Source organism: Proteus sp. HMSC14B05 (assembly GCF_001808035.1).
GTDB classification, from domain to species: Bacteria; Pseudomonadota; Gammaproteobacteria; order Enterobacterales; family Enterobacteriaceae; genus Proteus; species Proteus mirabilis.
Genome location: NZ_KV791994.1, coordinates 86,650 through 103,324 on the forward strand (window position 1 = coordinate 86,650; position 16,675 = coordinate 103,324).

Genomic DNA, 16,675 nt, shown 5'->3' on the forward strand with positions numbered 1-16,675 from the left:
TTCAATTAATTGTTATCCTATTACAACGTTATTCTGTTACTGGGAGAGTAAAATCATGATCTTTAAAGTATTCAACAACCGTATTTTTATCTACGACATGAACACCTTGAATACCTAACGCAATGGCTGCATCGACATTAGTTTGTAAATCGTCAAAGAAGACAGCATCTTGTGCTTCAACGCCTTCGGACTGTAGCACATATTTATACACTTCAGGATCTGGCTTTCTCATACCGATATCTTGGGATAAATAGAGAAAATCCGCTGAAGCGGCGATTTCAGGATAGTGCTGAGGCCAATAATCTTGATGTAATCGATTAGTATTTGACAATACCACCACACGATGACCTTGCTCTCTTAGCTTATTCATTATATCTATGACTTCTGGGCGAACAGCGATAAAAATAGCCTGCCATCCTTCCGCAAACTGTTCAAAACTCAGTCCAATACCAAGCTCAGCACAGACAGCTTCTGCAAATTCTATATCCGTAATATTGCCTCGTTCGTGTAATTTAAAGGTTTCCCCAGTCGTAAAATTATCTTTTATACTGGCTAATGGAACCCCACTGAGTTTACTCCACACGGCAAAAACACGATTGAAATCAATATCGATAATCACATTACCCATATCAAAGATATAAAGCATAAATTCTCTCCATAATAGAAAACTCGTTTTACTTTAATCATAAATTGCTTGAGTGAATAGGCTTAAACGATAAAAAATACCATATTCACACCTAATTTTTTGAAAAACATAAAACCAGAAGGGGAAGAGACGAAAAATAAGACGAGAAGCATCCTTATCTATAAAGGAATTGCCATGTGATGATAAGGTACTCTCTCCCCATTTATTTTCCTATGATTTTAAAATCATCATGCAACTGTGCCCAATGTAATACTAATTTCTCTTTATGCTCATCAAGCATTTAAAATGCCATGTAGCTGAATATTAAGGCCTTCCACTTTCTCGATTTGTTTATTCATACCTTATTCCTCTGTTTTAAACCAAAAGTCGAGATCATCCCCATCATCTTTCAAATCAATTTCGCTTTTATTCGCTATCACAGTACTTGCAATCATAGGGTTTATATTAGAATTTTTAGCCTTAATTGATAACTCTAAATCTAGTCCTTCTAATACTCTTAATAAGGTTGATAGTTTTAAATCACTTCCTGATTCTATACGTTGGTATTGTTGCTGTTTCATACCGATACGTAGATACATATCTTTTTGCTCAATACCTAATTTTTTACGTTGTTCCGCTATTAAATTAGCAATTTCATTAATAGTCTTCATAATTAACTCTAAACCATTTCAGTGATTACATTAGCATTATATACAACATTTTAGTTGTATATAAACAAAAAACAACTTATAAATTGTATACAGCAATAAAAACAACTTTCAAGTTGTATATAAGACAAGAAACAACACTTGAGTTGTAAATGGAAATCAAGGAATGAAAAATAACAAAAGCTAGCATTATAGGTATATCAGCGCATTATCCGAACTCACTTATTCATGCTAATGCACAACCATATGAAGATATTACTATTAGATATGAAAGTATATCTTGGGATCACATTTGTGCAGGAATGTCAGGTGATAGTATTAGTCAAAACATTTAAGATTTCTCAACAAAAAGTGATGTGGTTCTTGATTTTTCATCAATAGATATTTTTATATGTATATTATCTTTAACCCATCGCTCTTCTTTATAGAAATCATCATATGTAGAGGTGAATCCATTTTTAGATAGATTATCAATAAGAGCTATGTTCTTTTCAGGTTTTATATTAAAAAAAATAACATCATTGGACTCATTTGAATTTCCATCTATGGGTCTATAGATAATGATATATTCATCTGATATAAAATCTATTTTTTTGACCTCATCAAAAGTGTATAGGTAATAATAAACGAAATTTAACTTGGTATATTCTCTGTCACCAGGAAACATCAGTAAAATGATGGTCGTCATTAAAGATAAAATCAATAATATTGGAAAAATAAAAAATTTATTCAATTTTAATCCATTCACTTTCAGCTCCAATGTTTATTCCTGTTGTATCTTTTACATGAATTAAAATACTATTATTTCTAATATCTTCTATCGGTTTTACGCGATCCAAATAGCATGGTAATGAAACGAAGTAAGGTCTTGCATTATTTGGATAAATAGCTGGATCAGGAAAAATTAACGGTTTGAAAAGCTTATTTTTATATTTACCAATAGAGCCGTAATAATCCCAGCGACGATAAGCCTCTTCTTTACTTAATACTGTTAAATATGTCATTGGGTCTACGTCACTAACTGCTCTGTAAAATCCTAATAAGTTTGATATGCAATCCTCTCCACTATAACCACTATCCGTAAACCAACTAAAAGGAAAAGCATCTTGAAGAGATTCAAATTTATGAGTGGTATACATAATAATAGTAAGAGCTACTCTCTTTTTATCATTATCTGATAATCCTCTTCTAACCTTCCATCGAGTTATTTTTGACACCCCATAACTTCTTCCTCTTCCCATGTATTGAGTGTACTTCAAGGTAAAATATGGCTCTTTAGTACTATAGTCTCCTGCAGTTAGAACACTCATTAAAGTGGATGCATCTTCACCTTTTGCATGGCCTTTATCTATCCATCCAATTTCTTTGGTATAGATAAGTCTGCCTCCATCAATATCTGATCTTTTTGTCATTATCACTCATCTTTTGTTATTGCAATTTAGTTTCAGATAAGACCCATTATGTTAAACGGCCTAGTTAGTTAGTGAAAACTGTCCATTTATCTCTAATTCCCCATCAAAACAATTTTAAGCAACAAACGCATCTCATAATACCAAATCTGTATTGGCAGTTTAGCACAGTTTCTGTTGGTTTTTGGGTGGTTCTGAGCATCTCTTTTTTAAACTTAAAAATGCGATTAACGTTTTTAAAAGTAGTCAATGATTTATGAGATATCGGATGAAAGCGAAAAAAGTAAAACCCGAGACTGAGATGCGCAAATGAAAAAGGCTCAACCAAATGGTCAAAAGGAAAAATCGGTTTAGTCCGGCGCAAATAGAACTATGGAAAAAGGAGCAAGAAGACCAAGAACAACGAGATGCCTGGCTTACTGAAAGTGAAGAGGCGATAAAACGTCATATGAAAGACTTATAGCATTTAGCATAAAAACCTAATGCCTCAATGTGGTACTAATCAAAACAGAGCGAAGCGACAGCATCTTCCTGTCTTTGCTTTTCTCTATGATTCGGTTATTGTGCCTTAGCTCGTGCAACTAGCTAAGTTGGGTACTTCTGGTTAGGTTGGGCTTCTTTCGATGGTGCAATCGAAAAATCTCTAGTCCGTTGATTGGTGCTCTTATCAGGTACGCACTGTAATCTTTCGATACCGCAAGGGTAGAGCTAGGATCACTTCACAGAAGTGACGGGGTTTTATAAACTCAGGGCGCTTAACGCGCCCTAAGAATTATATTATCAGAATAACAAATTAGTCTTTGCTACGATAAGCACGACGACGATCGTTTTCTGAGAGATGACGTTTACGTAAACGAATAGATTGTGGAGTCACTTCCACTAATTCATCATCATCAATAAACTCTAATGCTTGTTCTAATGTTTGCTTGATATGTGGCGTCAGCGTTGTCGCTTCATCCGTACCAGAAGCACGCATATTTGTCAGTTTTTTACCTGTTAAGCAGTTTACTGTTAAGTCATTAGAGCGAGTATGAATACCAATAACTTGGCCTTCATAAACTTCTGCACCATGAGTAACAAATAACTTACCACGATCTTGTAAGCTATATAGCGCGTAAGCAACGGCTTTACCCTGACCATTAGAGATCATCACACCATTATTACGACGACCGATTTCACCTGGGCGCACATCGTCATAATGACTGAATGTTGCGTACAGTAAACCAGTACCTGATGTCATCGTCATAAACTCAGTACGGAAGCCAATTAAACCACGGCTAGGGATAATGTAGTCTAAACGTACACGTCCTTTACCATCTGGTTGCATGTCGCGCATTTCACCTTTACGCTCACCCATCGCTTGCATCACATCACCTTGGTGCTGCTCTTCAATATCGATAGTGACTTGTTCGAAAGGCTCTTGTTTACGACCATCAATCTCGCGGAAGATAACTTTCGGACGAGATACGGCTAATTCGTAACCTTCACGGCGCATATTTTCAATCAGTACTGATAGGTGTAATTCACCACGACCTGATACACGGAATGCATCTGGATCTTCAGTCTCTTCAACACGCAGTGCTACGTTATGAACTAACTCTTTTTTCAGACGATCTAAAATCTGACGAGAAGTAACAAACTTACCTTCACGACCACAGAATGGTGATGTATTAACACAGAAATACATGCTAACAGTAGGCTCATCAACGGCTAATGCAGGTAATGCTTCCACAGCACCTACTTCGCAAATCGTATCAGAAATATTTAATTCACCTAAACCTGTAATCGCAATGATGTCGCCAGCTTCTGCAACGTCAACATCGATACGCTCTAAGCCTAAATGACCTAATACTTTACCTACTTTACCGTTGCGGGTATTACCTTCGCTATCGATGATAGTCACTTGTTGATTAGGTTTTACTTTACCGCGCTTAATACGGCCAATACCGATAACACCCAGATAGTTATTATAATCTAACTGAGAAATCTGCATCTGGAAGGTCCCCTCCAGATCGACTTTTGGCGGCTCTACATATTTGACGATAGCTTCATATAATGGAGTCATATCATCAGCCATGTCATTATAATCTGTTCCCGCAATACCATTTAATGCTGATGCATAGATAATTGGGAAATCCAGTTGTTCGTCAGTCGCACCTAAGTTAACAAACAGATCAAAGACCTGATCAACAACCCAATCAGGGCGTGCACCTGGACGGTCAACTTTGTTGATAACAACGATAGGTTTTAAGTTGTTAGCAAACGCTTTTTGTGTCACAAAGCGAGTTTGTGGCATTGGGCCATCCATCGCGTCAACCAGCAATAGAACGCTGTCTACCATAGACATAACGCGTTCTACCTCACCACCGAAGTCGGCGTGTCCTGGGGTATCTACGATATTAATACGATAGTCATTCCATTTAATCGCTGTATTTTTCGCAAGAATAGTAATTCCGCGCTCTCTTTCGAGATCATTAGAGTCCATCACGCGCTCAGCAACGGTTTCACGTTCACCGAACGTGCCAGATTGCTGTAGTAATTTATCGACAATAGTAGTTTTACCATGGTCAACGTGGGCGATGATGGCGATATTACGCAAGTTTTCGATCACAAAATTTGCCTCAGGCATTGTAGAAATAAGCGTGTTATTGTACACGCTTTAGACGAGAGACTAAACAAGATCACAATAATGATTGCTTAACAATATGCAATTAATTGAATTGTGATCCTTTTCACGCCTCAGAAATAAGTCGTCTTGAACCGATTGCACCAAAATTGTGCAACTATTCAGACTTAATTTGCACCAAATTTGTGCAATAATTAAAAAATCACGGGGGATATTCTACACTAAACTTCATCAATACAGTATATATCCCTTTTTAGATAAGTTGGCATGCTTTTCGCAATAGAGTTTAGGTGAGCAAAAAATTCACCGAAAAATGTGTAAGGCCACTGCACTTAATAAAACCATTCGCCAGGAGAGTTACTATGTCCCTTGAACATGTGTTATCCATGATTGAAGAACATAAAGTTAGATATATTGACTTACGTTTCACTGATACCCGCGGTAAAGAACAACATATTACTATTCCGGCGCATCAAGTTAACGATGATTTCTTTGAAGAAGGAAAAATGTTCGACGGCTCCTCTATTGGTGGTTGGAAAGGCATTAATGAATCAGATATGGTGCTAATGCCTGATGCTACAACAGCGATGCTTGACCCATTTTTCCAAGATCCAACATTAATTATTCGTTGTGATGTTTTAGAGCCAGGCACTATGCAAGGTTACGATCGTGACCCGCGCTCTATCTCAAAACGTGCAGAAGACTACTTAAAATCAAGTGGTATCGCTGACACCGTCCTATTTGGCCCTGAACCTGAATTCTTCCTTTTTGATGATATTCGTTTTAAAAATGATATCTCTGGTGCTTCTTATGCCATCAATGATATTGAAGCAGCATGGAATACCAATACACAATATGAAGAAGGTAACAAAGGTCATCGCCCAATGGTAAAAGGAGGTTACTTCCCTCTCCCTCCGGTTGATTCCTCACAAGATATTCGCTCGACCATGTGTAATATCATGGAAGAGATGGGCTTAGTGGTTGAAGCACACCACCACGAAGTCGCAACTGCAGGTCAAAATGAAGTGGCAACCCGCTTTAATACCATGACCAAAAAAGCAGATGAAACTCAAATTTATAAATACGTAGTACAAAACGTCGCTAACGTATTTGGTAAAACCGCGACCTTTATGCCAAAACCTTTAGTGGGTGATAATGGCTCAGGTATGCACTGCCACATGTCACTGTCTAAAAATGGTGTCAATTTATTTGCTGGTGATAAATATGGCGGATTATCTGAAATGGCGCTGTATTACATCGGTGGTATTATCAAACATGCTCGTGCATTAAACGCATTTACTAACCCAACCACTAACTCATATAAACGCTTAGTGCCGGGATTTGAAGCCCCTGTTATGCTGGCTTATTCTGCCCGTAACCGCTCAGCATCCATTCGTATTCCGGTAGTCGCTAGCATGAAAGCACGCCGTATCGAAGTGCGTTTCCCAGATCCTTTAGCTAACCCTTACCTTGCATTTGCAGCTCAATTAATGGCAGGTCTTGATGGTATTATCAATAAAATTCACCCAGGTGATGCCATGGATAAAAACCTCTATGACTTACCCCCAGAAGAAGCTAAAGAGATCCCAACAGTGGCAGGTTCATTAGAAGAGGCGCTCAATGCCCTTGATAATGACCGTGAATTCTTAACCCGTGGCGGTGTATTCACTGATGATGCTTTAGACGCTTATCTTGAGCTATTACGTACTGATGTGCAGCGTGTTCGTATGGCACCACATCCACTTGAATTTGAAATGTATTACAGTGCGTAACGCACAATAGTTAAAGTACTTACTTTGCTTATGATTTTTTTGTTGCCGTGAAGCTATTTTGCCCATCTTCGGATGGGCTCTTTTCTCTCTAATGAGGCATCTGTTAATAAATTACGCATCTGTTCATTTATGAAAAAAAAGGTAAGATGCACTAAAATGGTGCAATGGGAGTATTCAATATGGAAACGGCGGATTTACCTGATAACACACTTATTTTGGATTCATTAATCCACTCAGTATTGGTTATCAACCAAGAGTTTATTATTTGCTATGCAAACCATGCTGCATTGCAATTACTGGCTCAAAGTCGTCGTAAATTATTTGAAACCCCTTTTAGCGCACTGTTTAGTTATTCCTCTTTTGATGAACAGTTAATGCGTGAAACATTAGCAAATGGGCAAAGCTTCACTGATAACGAAGTGATTTTGGTTATTAATAACCAATCACACACTATGTCGCTCAGTGCCCAGCCTATTTCCGAGCAACACATTTTGTTGGAGCTGGCGCCTATGGATAGTCAACGCCGGTTAAGCCAAGAGCAGATACAACAAGCACAACAAATGGCGGCTAGGGAATTGGTTAGGGGACTGGCACATGAAATTAAAAATCCACTCGGTGGATTACGAGGGGCGGCTCAATTATTAGCAAAATCATTACCTGATCCTGCGCTGACTGAGTATACCCAAGTCATTATTGAACAAGCCGATCGCCTAAGAGCGCTTGTGGATAGGTTACTCGGTCCACAACATCCCGGCACCAAAACCTTTCAGAGTATTCATCATGTTGTAGAGCGTGTTGCACAACTTATCACATTAGAATGCCCTGAAAATGTCACCTTACTCAAAGATTATGATCCTAGTCTACCTGAGCTTTCACACTATCCGGATCAGATTGAGCAGGTATTGTTAAATATTACCCGCAATGCATTACAGGCAGTGGAGAAAACTGGGGGAACTATTATTTTGCGAACCCGAACAGCGTTCCAAGTCACACTGCAGGGTGAACGTCATCGACTAGTGGCTCGCATTGATGTGATTGATACTGGCGCGGGTATTCCTCCTCATCTACAAGACACGCTTTTTTACCCGATGGTCAGTGGCAGAGAAGGCGGAAATGGCCTTGGTTTATCCATTGCACGTAGCTTAGTCGACCAACACGCCGGTAAAATTGAGTTTACCAGTTGGCCGGGAAATACCGAGTTTTCTATTTACTTGCCAATAAAATAGGAGATAACCAATGCAAAAAGGAAATATATGGGTTGTCGATGATGATAGCTCTATTCGCTGGGTGCTTGAGCGAGCCATTACACGAGAAGGCCTTACATGTAAAACCTTCGAACACGCTAATGACGTCCTCAGTGCACTCAATAGTGAACTTCCCGATGTATTATTATCAGATATTCGTATGCCTGATATTGATGGCTTATCTCTCTTAAAAAGCGTTAAAGAGCAACACCCTACGTTGCCGGTTATTATCATGACAGCGCATTCTGATCTTGATGCCGCGGTAAATGCTTATCAGCAAGGGGCATTTGATTATCTCCCCAAGCCTTTTGATATTGATGATACACTTGCACTCATTCATCGTGCTATTACGCACTATCGAGAGCAAAAACAACCTAATACAACAGAAACTAACCTTCAATCTGTCTCTGACATGATTGGCGAAGCCCCTGCGATGCAAGAGGTTTATCGCATTATTGGTCGCCTTTCTCGCTCATCAATTAGTGTGCTTATCAATGGCGAGTCGGGTACTGGTAAAGAATTAGTTGCACATGCTCTTCATCGCCATAGTCCGAGAGCACAAGCCCCTTTTATTGCACTCAATATGGCGGCTATTCCCAAAGACTTAATTGAATCAGAACTTTTTGGTCATGAAAAAGGGGCATTTACTGGTGCATCTCAAGTACGCCAAGGCCGTTTTGAACAAGCGAACGGCGGTTCCCTCTTTCTTGATGAAATTGGCGATATGCCACTGGATATTCAAACCCGCTTATTACGCGTCTTGGCTGAAGGTCAATTTTATCGTGTTGGCGGTTATGCCCCTGTAAAAGTCGATGTACGTATTATTGCCGCGACTCATCAAGACTTAGAAAAACGCGTAATGGAAGGTGATTTTCGTGAAGATCTCTACCATCGACTCAATGTAATACGTATTCAATTGCCCCCACTGCGTGATAGAACAGAAGATATTCCAAGCTTAGCGCGTTATTTTCTCCAAAAAACCGCTCGAGAACTTGGTGTTGAAACTAAAGTACTCCACCAGCAAAGTTTACATTGTATGATGGAATACCACTGGTCAGGTAACGTCAGACAATTAGAAAACGTATGTCGTTGGTTAACGGTTATGACCGCTAGCCAAGAGATTATGCCGCAAGATTTACCTCAAGAGATCCGCCAATCAGATGAGAAGAGCAAATCGATACCTCGTATCTCCTCTCAACATTGGTCACAACATCTTTCATTATGGGCGGATGAGGTATTCAGTGAAGGCAAAGAAAATATTCTTAATGATGCTCTACCACAATTTGAGCGCACCTTACTACTCAGTGCGCTTTCCTATACAAAAGGCCATAAACAAGATGCTGCACGTTTATTAGGGTGGGGAAGAAATACGCTGACACGTAAATTAAAAGAGTTAGGTATAGAGGAGTTTTAAGTCACTCCCCTCCCTTTTATTTTTGCCCACTAAATCACTCGAGAGAATTGGCGTTGGCGCATTTGATTACGTAAATAAGTATCAAAACACATACAAATATTACGGATCAATAAACGTCCTCTTGGAGTGACCTGAATTTTTTCTGCGCTGATCTCCACCAATCCATCTTCTGCCATTGGTGCAAGCAATGCTAAGTCTTCTTTAAAATAATCTTGAAAATCAAGCTGATATAGATGTTCAATCTCAGTAAAGTTAAGATGGAAATTACAAATCAAGGTCTTAATAACATCGCGACGAATACAATCATCATGAGTTAGAGAGAGTCCACGCCACAACGCATGCCCTTCGCTATTTACGCGAGCATAATACTCTTTTAGCACTTTTTCGTTCTGCGCATAGTGATCACCCAGCATACTGATAGCTGAAACGCCCATTCCCAATAAGTCACACTCTTCATGAGTGGTATATCCTTGGAAATTACGATGTAGAATGCCTTGGCGTTGTGCAACCGCTAATTCATCATCAGGCTTAGCAAAGTGATCCATCCCAATAAACTGATAACCATTTGTGGTGAGTGTGGTGATAGTCTCTTGCAAGATCTCTAACTTTTCTTCTGCAAGTGGTAAATCTTCATCTTTAATTTTACGTTGTGCGGCAAATAAATTAGGTAAATGTGCATAATTGAACACACTTAAGCGATCAGGGGACAATTCAATCACTTTTTTTAACGTAAAAGCAAAACTTTCTTTAGTCTGTTTAGGTAGCCCATAGATCAAATCAATACTGGTAGAATGAAAGCCCACTTCACGCGCTCTTGCTACTAATGAAAAGATAAATGCTTCATCTTGTTCACGATTAACTTTTTGTTGCACCTCTTTATTAAAATCTTGCACCCCCATACTTAGGCGGTTAAATCCCTCATTGTGTAAATGATCAATAACATCTAACTCAATCTCACGGGGATCAATTTCAATAGAGAGCTCAGCATTTTCCACAAAATGAAAATGTTGTCTTAATAAGGCGACTAAGCGACTAATTTGCTGTTTATCAAGAAAAGTGGGAGTACCGCCCCCCCAATGCATTTGGGTCACTTTTCTATTTTTAAAATAGCGAGCGCGATTAATAATTTCTTTTTCTAAAACATCAAGATATTCATCAGCTTTATGTTTATGGCGCGTGATAATTTTATTACAACCGCAGAAATAACATAACTTATGGCAGAAAGGAATGTGAATATACAGTGACAGAGGTCGCTCGGGATAACGCTTTGTTGCTTGTTCGAAATCCGCATCACTATATTGCTGATTAAATTCCAATGCCGTTGGGTATGATGTGTAGCGCGGACCTGAATAGTTATACTTATGGATCAGGTCAAGATCCCAAATAATTGTTTGTTCTGACATGCTTCTACCTTCCAAAAGTGAACCGCCGATGTGCCATACCAGCCAACAGACATTATGACCACCAGAAATAATAGTGTAACCAATAAATGCTTAACTGAACACGAGAGAAAAAAAGATCCTGTTTTTGACCTTTTCACTCTATCTGTAAATAATCACTCAAGTAAAAAATATGATATAGATCACATTAAACGGAAATAGTATTACTGTTAAAATTTATTTATGAATAAATTAAGTTTATTCAATATGTTAGTAGCGCATTTTAATAATACATCTTTTTTCGATTATTTTTATAACACATTAAAAAAAATATATTACTCAAAATACACTTTAAAATAAATAAATATATCGTTTTATTAATTTTATTATATTTTTATTCTCTCATAATTCGATAGTTATAATTATAATGATAATTAGCCCTTTACCTAATTTATAATATTACATACTCTATATTTAAACATTGATTAATATCCAATTAAGTCGTGTTTTGATTTAAATTTGAGGCTCAGTAAAAGAACAAAGGTCGCTATATTACAAGGAAAGATAGCACTCCCCATTACCTTTTCGCATTCATTCTGATATTTCTCTTATTTAATCGTCTCTTTATATATTCCGAATTAAGGATTATGCGCCACGGAAGGAAATGGACAATCAACCAAGGATGGTTAGTTCTCTGCGATATATCATTTCCCCCCTTAATGTTTCACTCTCAAATCAGTAGTCTCACGCTGTTTATATAAAATGCAGATAAAATCACCCAATATAAATAAGAATAATTATTATTTATAATAGATAAATAAAAACGCGGCTTATATTTACAATATAAACCGCGTCTTTTAAAAGAGTAATCACTATAACAAACTGTTATTGTCCCTCTTTTTCATAGTGGGGAGAGCGAGGACCATATAAGATCCCATTGGCATGTCCAGCAGAAAGTAAACGCACACTTGCTACTCCTGCAATTTCGTGACTTTTATCTGCAATAGTATCAACAATTTGAGTCACTACTGCAGAAACTAACATGCCCACCAAACCATTCGATGCTGTATCCCCTTCTGCACTCGATGCACTGGCATGTCCACTCCACAATAAGGCACCATTACGTAAATCGACCAATTTAGCACTGGCACTGACACGCGTCTCACTGGCGATCACTTGATAAGAAGTACCATATTGGGTGACATCCAAATAGAGCACAGAATCCGCACCAAAAATCTCACGTAACTTATTAGGACTCACCGCTTGGATATCGCTTCCCGTTGACAAACCATTTTGTTTAAAGGTCTCTTCAACAACCGCGACAGGAAAAACATAATAGCCAGCTTCCGCCAAAGGATAAGTCACTTGAGATAAAAAGCTATGGGCAGCTTCTACTTCTGGAGTCTGATTTTTAGGTAACAGCACTAAAATGCTTTTTGGTTTACTTGCTTTAAAGGCGGTATAGTCTGTTTTGACTGGCTCTGCACATCCTGATAACACAAAAGCAAATGCCACAAAAACTAACGTTAAAATGCGATTCATTTTTGTGCTCCCTTATTTTTCATCAGAAAATCCATAAACTTTGCTGATTCAGGATAAAGGGTTTTCTCCTGATCAAACTCACTCATGGCTAAGTCTAATGCGCCAGTGGTCACATATAACATGCCCAAATGTGCATGTAACCCCGGTGGAACGCCTAATGATTTTGCTCGGGCAACCTCGATGCTTTTTTTCAATGCATCGATTTGCGCATGAGGATCACTTTCACTTTGTTGATAATATTGATATACCACCGTTTGATAACTATCCCAGTTATAAAGAGGCTTTGGCGCTTGGCACCCAACCAATAACAACGAGGCAAATAGCAACCCCAGCAATGATTTTGACATTTTTATATCCTTATAAAATTGGGGTTACTGCTCAGGCTGCCAAGCATGGCTTTCAATCCCTGCAACTAAATTATTCACCGCTTCACGAATGGCTAAATCAAGCACTTTACCATTAAGTGTTGAGTCATAACTTGCTGTGCCACCAAAACCAACAATCTCACGATTAGAAAGCTCATATTCCCCCGCACCTTGCGTAGAGAACACCACTTCAGAGGTATTCACATTCACAACATTTAAGTTCACTTTGGCATAAGCAACTTGGGTTTTTCCACGTCCTAAGATACCAAATAGTTGGCGATCACCTACTTCTTTGCGACCAAACTCTGTCACATCACCAGTAATAACGTAAGTTGCGCCTTTTAATTGCTGACTTTGGCCTTTAATCTTCGCTTCTTGTGTTAACTCCGTTAAGTTAGCGCGATCTAAAACATTAAAACGGCCTGTTTGTTGTAAATGTGTAATTAAAATCGTTTTAGATTGATTACCCAATCTATCCACACCATCAGAAAAAATACCATTCATGTAATTAGAACGGTTATCAAACTTACCAATAGCAATGGCACTCTTAGGTCCTGAGTAAGTCGTATTATAGGTAGCCACTTTAGCAACCTCTAAAGAGCGAGAAGATTCTGAGGCACAACCTGCTAGTAATGAAGCAGAAAGTAAAACTACCCCTAATGATAATTTATTAAATGTCATTTTCATCATCCAATATCGGTGAAATAAACCTATCGTCATTGATTTTTTGTTGTGCAAATCCTATAACGAACAATAAAATAAGATAAATTTTAATTTACGTTTCTATTTTACCCGCCATTAAACCATAACAGTAGTAAGGTTAATAATGGGATCAACTTATTTTTAATATAAAATTAATCACCCATAGGGAAAATAGAAAAATGTTGATAAAAGAAACAACAAATGAATATAAAGATAAAATACGTTATATTCTATCTATTATATTAGCAATATACCTTAAGTTAGATAAAAGCAGACTCAGACAAAAGACTAAAAGTATATTTTATATTAACAAAATAATTTAATTGCTGATTACTTTTGCCTTTTTATTCACCAAACCATAGATTGAGTGAATAGTTATGAAACGTGAAGTAATAAAATTTATTACTTCACGTTGATATTGATGGCTACCTGTAAGATATTAGCGTTTTTTACCAAATGCTGCGGCCAATGCATCGCTCATCGCACTATTACCTGCATTGTTACCCGTATTTGATTGGCGGTTTCTGGTCGGTTTTTGCCCGCGACTATGTTTAGAAGCATTATCCTTAGTCACTGACTGGCGTTTATGATCACTATCAGCAGCCACTTCATCTAAACGCATGGTTAACGCAATACGTTTACGCGGTAAATCGACTTCAAGGACTTTTACCTTCACAATATCGCCGGTTTTTACCACAGTATGGGGATCTTCAACAAATCTATCCGACAGTGATGAAATATGCACTAATCCATCTTGGTGTACCCCAATATCTACAAAGGCACCAAAATTAGTCACATTAGTTACAGTACCTTCCAATATCATACCACTGACTAAATCATTCATTGTTTCAACACCTTCGGCAAAGGTGGCTGTTTTAAACTCAGGACGAGGATCACGCCCCGGTTTAGCAAGCTCCTTTAAGATGTCATTAATGGTAGGTAAACCGAACTGCTCGGTGACAAATTCTCTGGCATTGATTTGTGAAAGTAATGCACTATTGCCCATGACTTGATCAATTTTTTGATGTATTGATTGCAAGATATTTTCAACAATAGGATAGGCTTCAGGGTGAACCGTTGAGGCATCAAGTGGATTTTTACCATCACGAATACGTAAAAATCCCGCACACTGCTCAAACGCTTTAGGCCCTAAGCGCGCCACTTTGAGTAACTGTTTTCTATCCACAAAACGGCCATTTTCATCACGCCAAGCAATAATATTTTGAGCAATAGATTGGCTAAGCCCCGCCACTCGCGTCAATAGCGGTACAGAAGCTGTATTTAAATCAACACCGACACCATTTACACAGTCTTCAACAACAGTGTCTAATTTTTTTGCCAATAATATTTGGCTCACATCATGCTGATATTGACCCACTCCGATAGATTTAGGGTCAATTTTTACCAATTCCGCCAATGGATCTTGTAAGCGACGAGCGATAGAAACAGCGCCACGAAGAGAAACATCCAGATCCGGAAATTCTTTCGCTGCCAGCTCTGATGCCGAATAAACCGATGCCCCCGCTTCGCTCACGATCACTTTTTGTGCTTTAACTTCTGGGTAGCGTTTTACTGTATCAGCAAAAAAGCGCTCTGTTTCACGTGATGCAGTACCGTTACCAATCGCCACTAATTCTACATTATGCTTAATACATAATGCCGCTACACTAGCAGCGGCTTTATCCACTTGTCCGGTATGAGGATAAATAGTATCTGTCGCAATCAGCTTACCGGTACTATCCACCACCGCGACTTTAACCCCAGTACGTAAACCAGGATCTAGCCCCATCGTAGCTCGCATACCTGCAGGTGCGGCCATTAAGAGATCTTTTAGGTTACGTGCAAACACATTAATGGCTTCATCTTCCGCTTTCTCACGTAACTGACCCATTAATTCAGTTTCAAGATGCATTAACACTTTTATACGCCAAGTCCAACTGACAACGGCTTTACGCCAACTATCCGCGGGTTGATTATTAAGACGTAAACCTAAATGCTCCGTAATCAACTGTTCGCCATAGCTCTCTTTGGGGGCTTCTTCGAATTGTGGATCAGGATTAAGTGATAACTGCAAAATACCTTCATTACGACCACGAAACATCGCTAATGCACGGTGAGAAGGTACATGAGCAATCGGCTCATGAGTATCAAAATAATCGCTAAATTTAGCGCCTTCTGCTTCTTTTCCGTCAACAACTTTGCTAACAAGATGCGCATTTTTCCATAAATATTGGCGAACTTTAGCTAATAATCCAGCATCTTCTGCAAAGCGTTCCATTAAGATATAGCGAGCCCCATCTAAGGCTGCTTTACTATCATCTATTCCTTTTTCAGGGTTGATATATGCACTTGCTGCGTCTTCAGGAGTATGTTGTGGTTCATTCCATAACAAATCAGCTAATGGCTCTAAGCCATTTTCAATTGCAATTTGCCCACGAGTACGACGTTTCGGTTTATAAGGAAGGTAGAGATCTTCAAGTTCTGTTTTACTTTGCGTCTCATTAATCGAAGAGCGTAATTCTTCTGTGAGTTTCCCCTGCTCTTCAATTGATTTTAAAATAGTTTGGCGACGATCATTGAGTTCCCGTAAGTAACTCAGGCGGGTTTCCAATTGACGAAGCTGAGTATCATCTAACCCACCAGTTACCTCTTTTCGGTAACGGGCCACAAAAGGCACCGTATTCCCTTCATCCAGTAACGTAATGGCCGAAAGTACTTGCTGGGGCTTTACTGATAGCTCTTGTGCAATAATTCGGCTTAATGATTCATTCATAATATATTTACCTACCGAGAGGAGTGGTTAAAAAAGATGGCTATTATACACGCGCAATAAGAAAAAAATTCCGCTTATTATAGGCCAAGCATGACATTTATGAGGAAAATAACAGATTATTCTGTGATTCGCGCTATAGTATCTGTATGAAATTCA

At 38.6% G+C, this 16,675-nt stretch carries 14 protein-coding genes; 4 read left to right on the forward strand and 10 right to left on the reverse strand.

The genetic code is table 11. From position 1 onward, the window contains the following. Positions 1–28: 28 nt before the first annotated feature. The 4 genes from yihX to HMPREF3129_RS18735 all read right to left on the reverse strand — a co-directional run bounded on the left by yihX (position 29) and on the right by HMPREF3129_RS18735 (position 2,705). Positions 29–646 (reverse strand): glucose-1-phosphatase, encoded by a 618-nt coding sequence (gene yihX, locus HMPREF3129_RS11825; RefSeq protein ID WP_004246809.1) that lies wholly within the window; start codon positions 644–646, stop codon positions 29–31. Positions 647–987: 341 nt separating this feature from the next. Next, positions 988–1,296 (reverse strand): helix-turn-helix domain-containing protein, encoded by a 309-nt coding sequence (locus tag HMPREF3129_RS11830; RefSeq protein ID WP_004246808.1) that lies wholly within the window; start codon positions 1,294–1,296, stop codon positions 988–990. A 328-nt stretch (positions 1,297–1,624) separates the two neighbouring features. After that, positions 1,625–2,041, reverse strand: coding sequence for a hypothetical protein (locus HMPREF3129_RS11835; RefSeq protein ID WP_004246806.1), 417 nt, complete (start codon positions 2,039–2,041; stop codon positions 1,625–1,627). After that, positions 2,019–2,705, reverse strand: coding sequence for a hypothetical protein (locus HMPREF3129_RS18735; RefSeq protein WP_036919277.1), 687 nt, complete (start codon positions 2,703–2,705; stop codon positions 2,019–2,021). Before HMPREF3129_RS18735 ends, HMPREF3129_RS11835 begins: the two co-directional genes overlap by 23 nt. A gap of 325 nt (positions 2,706–3,030) precedes the next feature. Here HMPREF3129_RS18735 and HMPREF3129_RS19090 point away from each other — a divergent pair, with 325 nt between their 5' ends. After that, entirely contained in the window at positions 3,031–3,165 is a 135-nt protein-coding gene (locus HMPREF3129_RS19090; protein ID WP_004246803.1) for a hypothetical protein, read from the forward strand. A gap of 330 nt (positions 3,166–3,495) precedes the next feature. Here the strand turns inward: HMPREF3129_RS19090 and typA are convergent, their stop codons facing one another. After that, positions 3,496–5,331 carry a ribosome-dependent GTPase TypA gene (gene typA, locus HMPREF3129_RS11845; RefSeq protein WP_004246802.1) on the reverse strand — a complete coding sequence of 612 codons (1,836 nt, stop codon included), beginning with the start codon at positions 5,329–5,331 and terminating at the stop codon, positions 3,496–3,498. A 359-nt stretch (positions 5,332–5,690) separates the two neighbouring features. On the opposite strand from typA, the gene glnA reads away from it, so the two are divergent. From glnA to glnG, 3 genes are all read left to right on the forward strand, one after another. Continuing rightward, on the forward strand, positions 5,691–7,100 hold the full coding sequence (gene glnA / locus HMPREF3129_RS11850; RefSeq protein ID WP_004246801.1) for a glutamate--ammonia ligase: 1,410 nt from the start codon (positions 5,691–5,693) through the stop codon (positions 7,098–7,100). 179 nt (positions 7,101–7,279) lie between these two features. Further along, complete coding sequence (gene glnL / locus HMPREF3129_RS11855) at positions 7,280–8,326, forward strand: nitrogen regulation protein NR(II) (RefSeq protein ID WP_004249083.1); 1,047 nt, start codon at positions 7,280–7,282, stop codon at positions 8,324–8,326. 10 nt (positions 8,327–8,336) lie between these two features. Then, entirely contained in the window at positions 8,337–9,758 is a 1,422-nt protein-coding gene (gene glnG, locus HMPREF3129_RS11860; RefSeq protein WP_020946399.1) for a nitrogen regulation protein NR(I), read from the forward strand. A gap of 29 nt (positions 9,759–9,787) precedes the next feature. Here glnG and hemN read toward each other — a convergent pair whose 3' ends face one another. From hemN to HMPREF3129_RS11885, 5 genes are all read right to left on the reverse strand, one after another. Beyond that, positions 9,788–11,161, reverse strand: coding sequence for an oxygen-independent coproporphyrinogen III oxidase (hemN, locus tag HMPREF3129_RS11865; RefSeq protein ID WP_020946400.1), 1,374 nt, complete (start codon positions 11,159–11,161; stop codon positions 9,788–9,790). 861 nt (positions 11,162–12,022) lie between these two features. Then, positions 12,023–12,679: a DUF799 domain-containing protein gene (locus HMPREF3129_RS11870; RefSeq protein ID WP_036919279.1), complete on the reverse strand. Its 657-nt coding sequence runs from the start codon at positions 12,677–12,679 to the stop codon at positions 12,023–12,025. Further along, positions 12,676–13,026: a DUF4810 domain-containing protein gene (locus tag HMPREF3129_RS11875; protein WP_004246796.1), complete on the reverse strand. Its 351-nt coding sequence runs from the start codon at positions 13,024–13,026 to the stop codon at positions 12,676–12,678. The genes HMPREF3129_RS11870 and HMPREF3129_RS11875 overlap by 4 nt, the downstream gene beginning before the upstream one ends. A 24-nt stretch (positions 13,027–13,050) precedes the next feature. After that, the gene (locus HMPREF3129_RS11880; RefSeq protein ID WP_012368537.1) at positions 13,051–13,731 is read right to left on the reverse strand and encodes a CsgG/HfaB family protein; all 681 of its coding nucleotides are present in this window, start codon (positions 13,729–13,731) and stop codon (positions 13,051–13,053) included. A gap of 454 nt (positions 13,732–14,185) precedes the next feature. After that, the gene (locus HMPREF3129_RS11885) at positions 14,186–16,519 is read right to left on the reverse strand and encodes a Tex family protein (RefSeq protein WP_036919281.1); all 2,334 of its coding nucleotides are present in this window, start codon (positions 16,517–16,519) and stop codon (positions 14,186–14,188) included. Between the last annotated feature and the right edge of the window lie 156 nt (positions 16,520–16,675).

What these genes read in the sequence shown, in the direction of transcription:
- typA (WP_004246802.1), bottom strand. Translation starts at nt 5,331, where the DNA reads ATGCCTGAGGCAAATTTTGTGATCGAAAACTTGCGTAATATCGCCATC.
- glnL (WP_004249083.1), top strand. Translation starts at nt 7,280, where the DNA reads ATGGAAACGGCGGATTTACCTGATAACACACTTATTTTGGATTCATTA.
- hemN (WP_020946400.1), bottom strand. Translation starts at nt 11,161, where the DNA reads ATGTCAGAACAAACAATTATTTGGGATCTTGACCTGATCCATAAGTAT.
- HMPREF3129_RS19090 (WP_004246803.1), top strand. Translation starts at nt 3,031, where the DNA reads ATGGTCAAAAGGAAAAATCGGTTTAGTCCGGCGCAAATAGAACTATGG.
- HMPREF3129_RS11885 (WP_036919281.1), bottom strand. Translation starts at nt 16,519, where the DNA reads ATGAATGAATCATTAAGCCGAATTATTGCACAAGAGCTATCAGTAAAG.
- HMPREF3129_RS11880 (WP_012368537.1), bottom strand. Translation starts at nt 13,731, where the DNA reads ATGAAAATGACATTTAATAAATTATCATTAGGGGTAGTTTTACTTTCT.
- HMPREF3129_RS18735 (WP_036919277.1), bottom strand. Translation starts at nt 2,705, where the DNA reads ATGACAAAAAGATCAGATATTGATGGAGGCAGACTTATCTATACCAAA.
- glnG (WP_020946399.1), top strand. Translation starts at nt 8,337, where the DNA reads ATGCAAAAAGGAAATATATGGGTTGTCGATGATGATAGCTCTATTCGC.
- yihX (WP_004246809.1), bottom strand. Translation starts at nt 646, where the DNA reads ATGCTTTATATCTTTGATATGGGTAATGTGATTATCGATATTGATTTC.
- HMPREF3129_RS11870 (WP_036919279.1), bottom strand. Translation starts at nt 12,679, where the DNA reads ATGAATCGCATTTTAACGTTAGTTTTTGTGGCATTTGCTTTTGTGTTA.
- HMPREF3129_RS11875 (WP_004246796.1), bottom strand. Translation starts at nt 13,026, where the DNA reads ATGTCAAAATCATTGCTGGGGTTGCTATTTGCCTCGTTGTTATTGGTT.
- HMPREF3129_RS11830 (WP_004246808.1), bottom strand. Translation starts at nt 1,296, where the DNA reads ATGAAGACTATTAATGAAATTGCTAATTTAATAGCGGAACAACGTAAA.
- glnA (WP_004246801.1), top strand. Translation starts at nt 5,691, where the DNA reads ATGTCCCTTGAACATGTGTTATCCATGATTGAAGAACATAAAGTTAGA.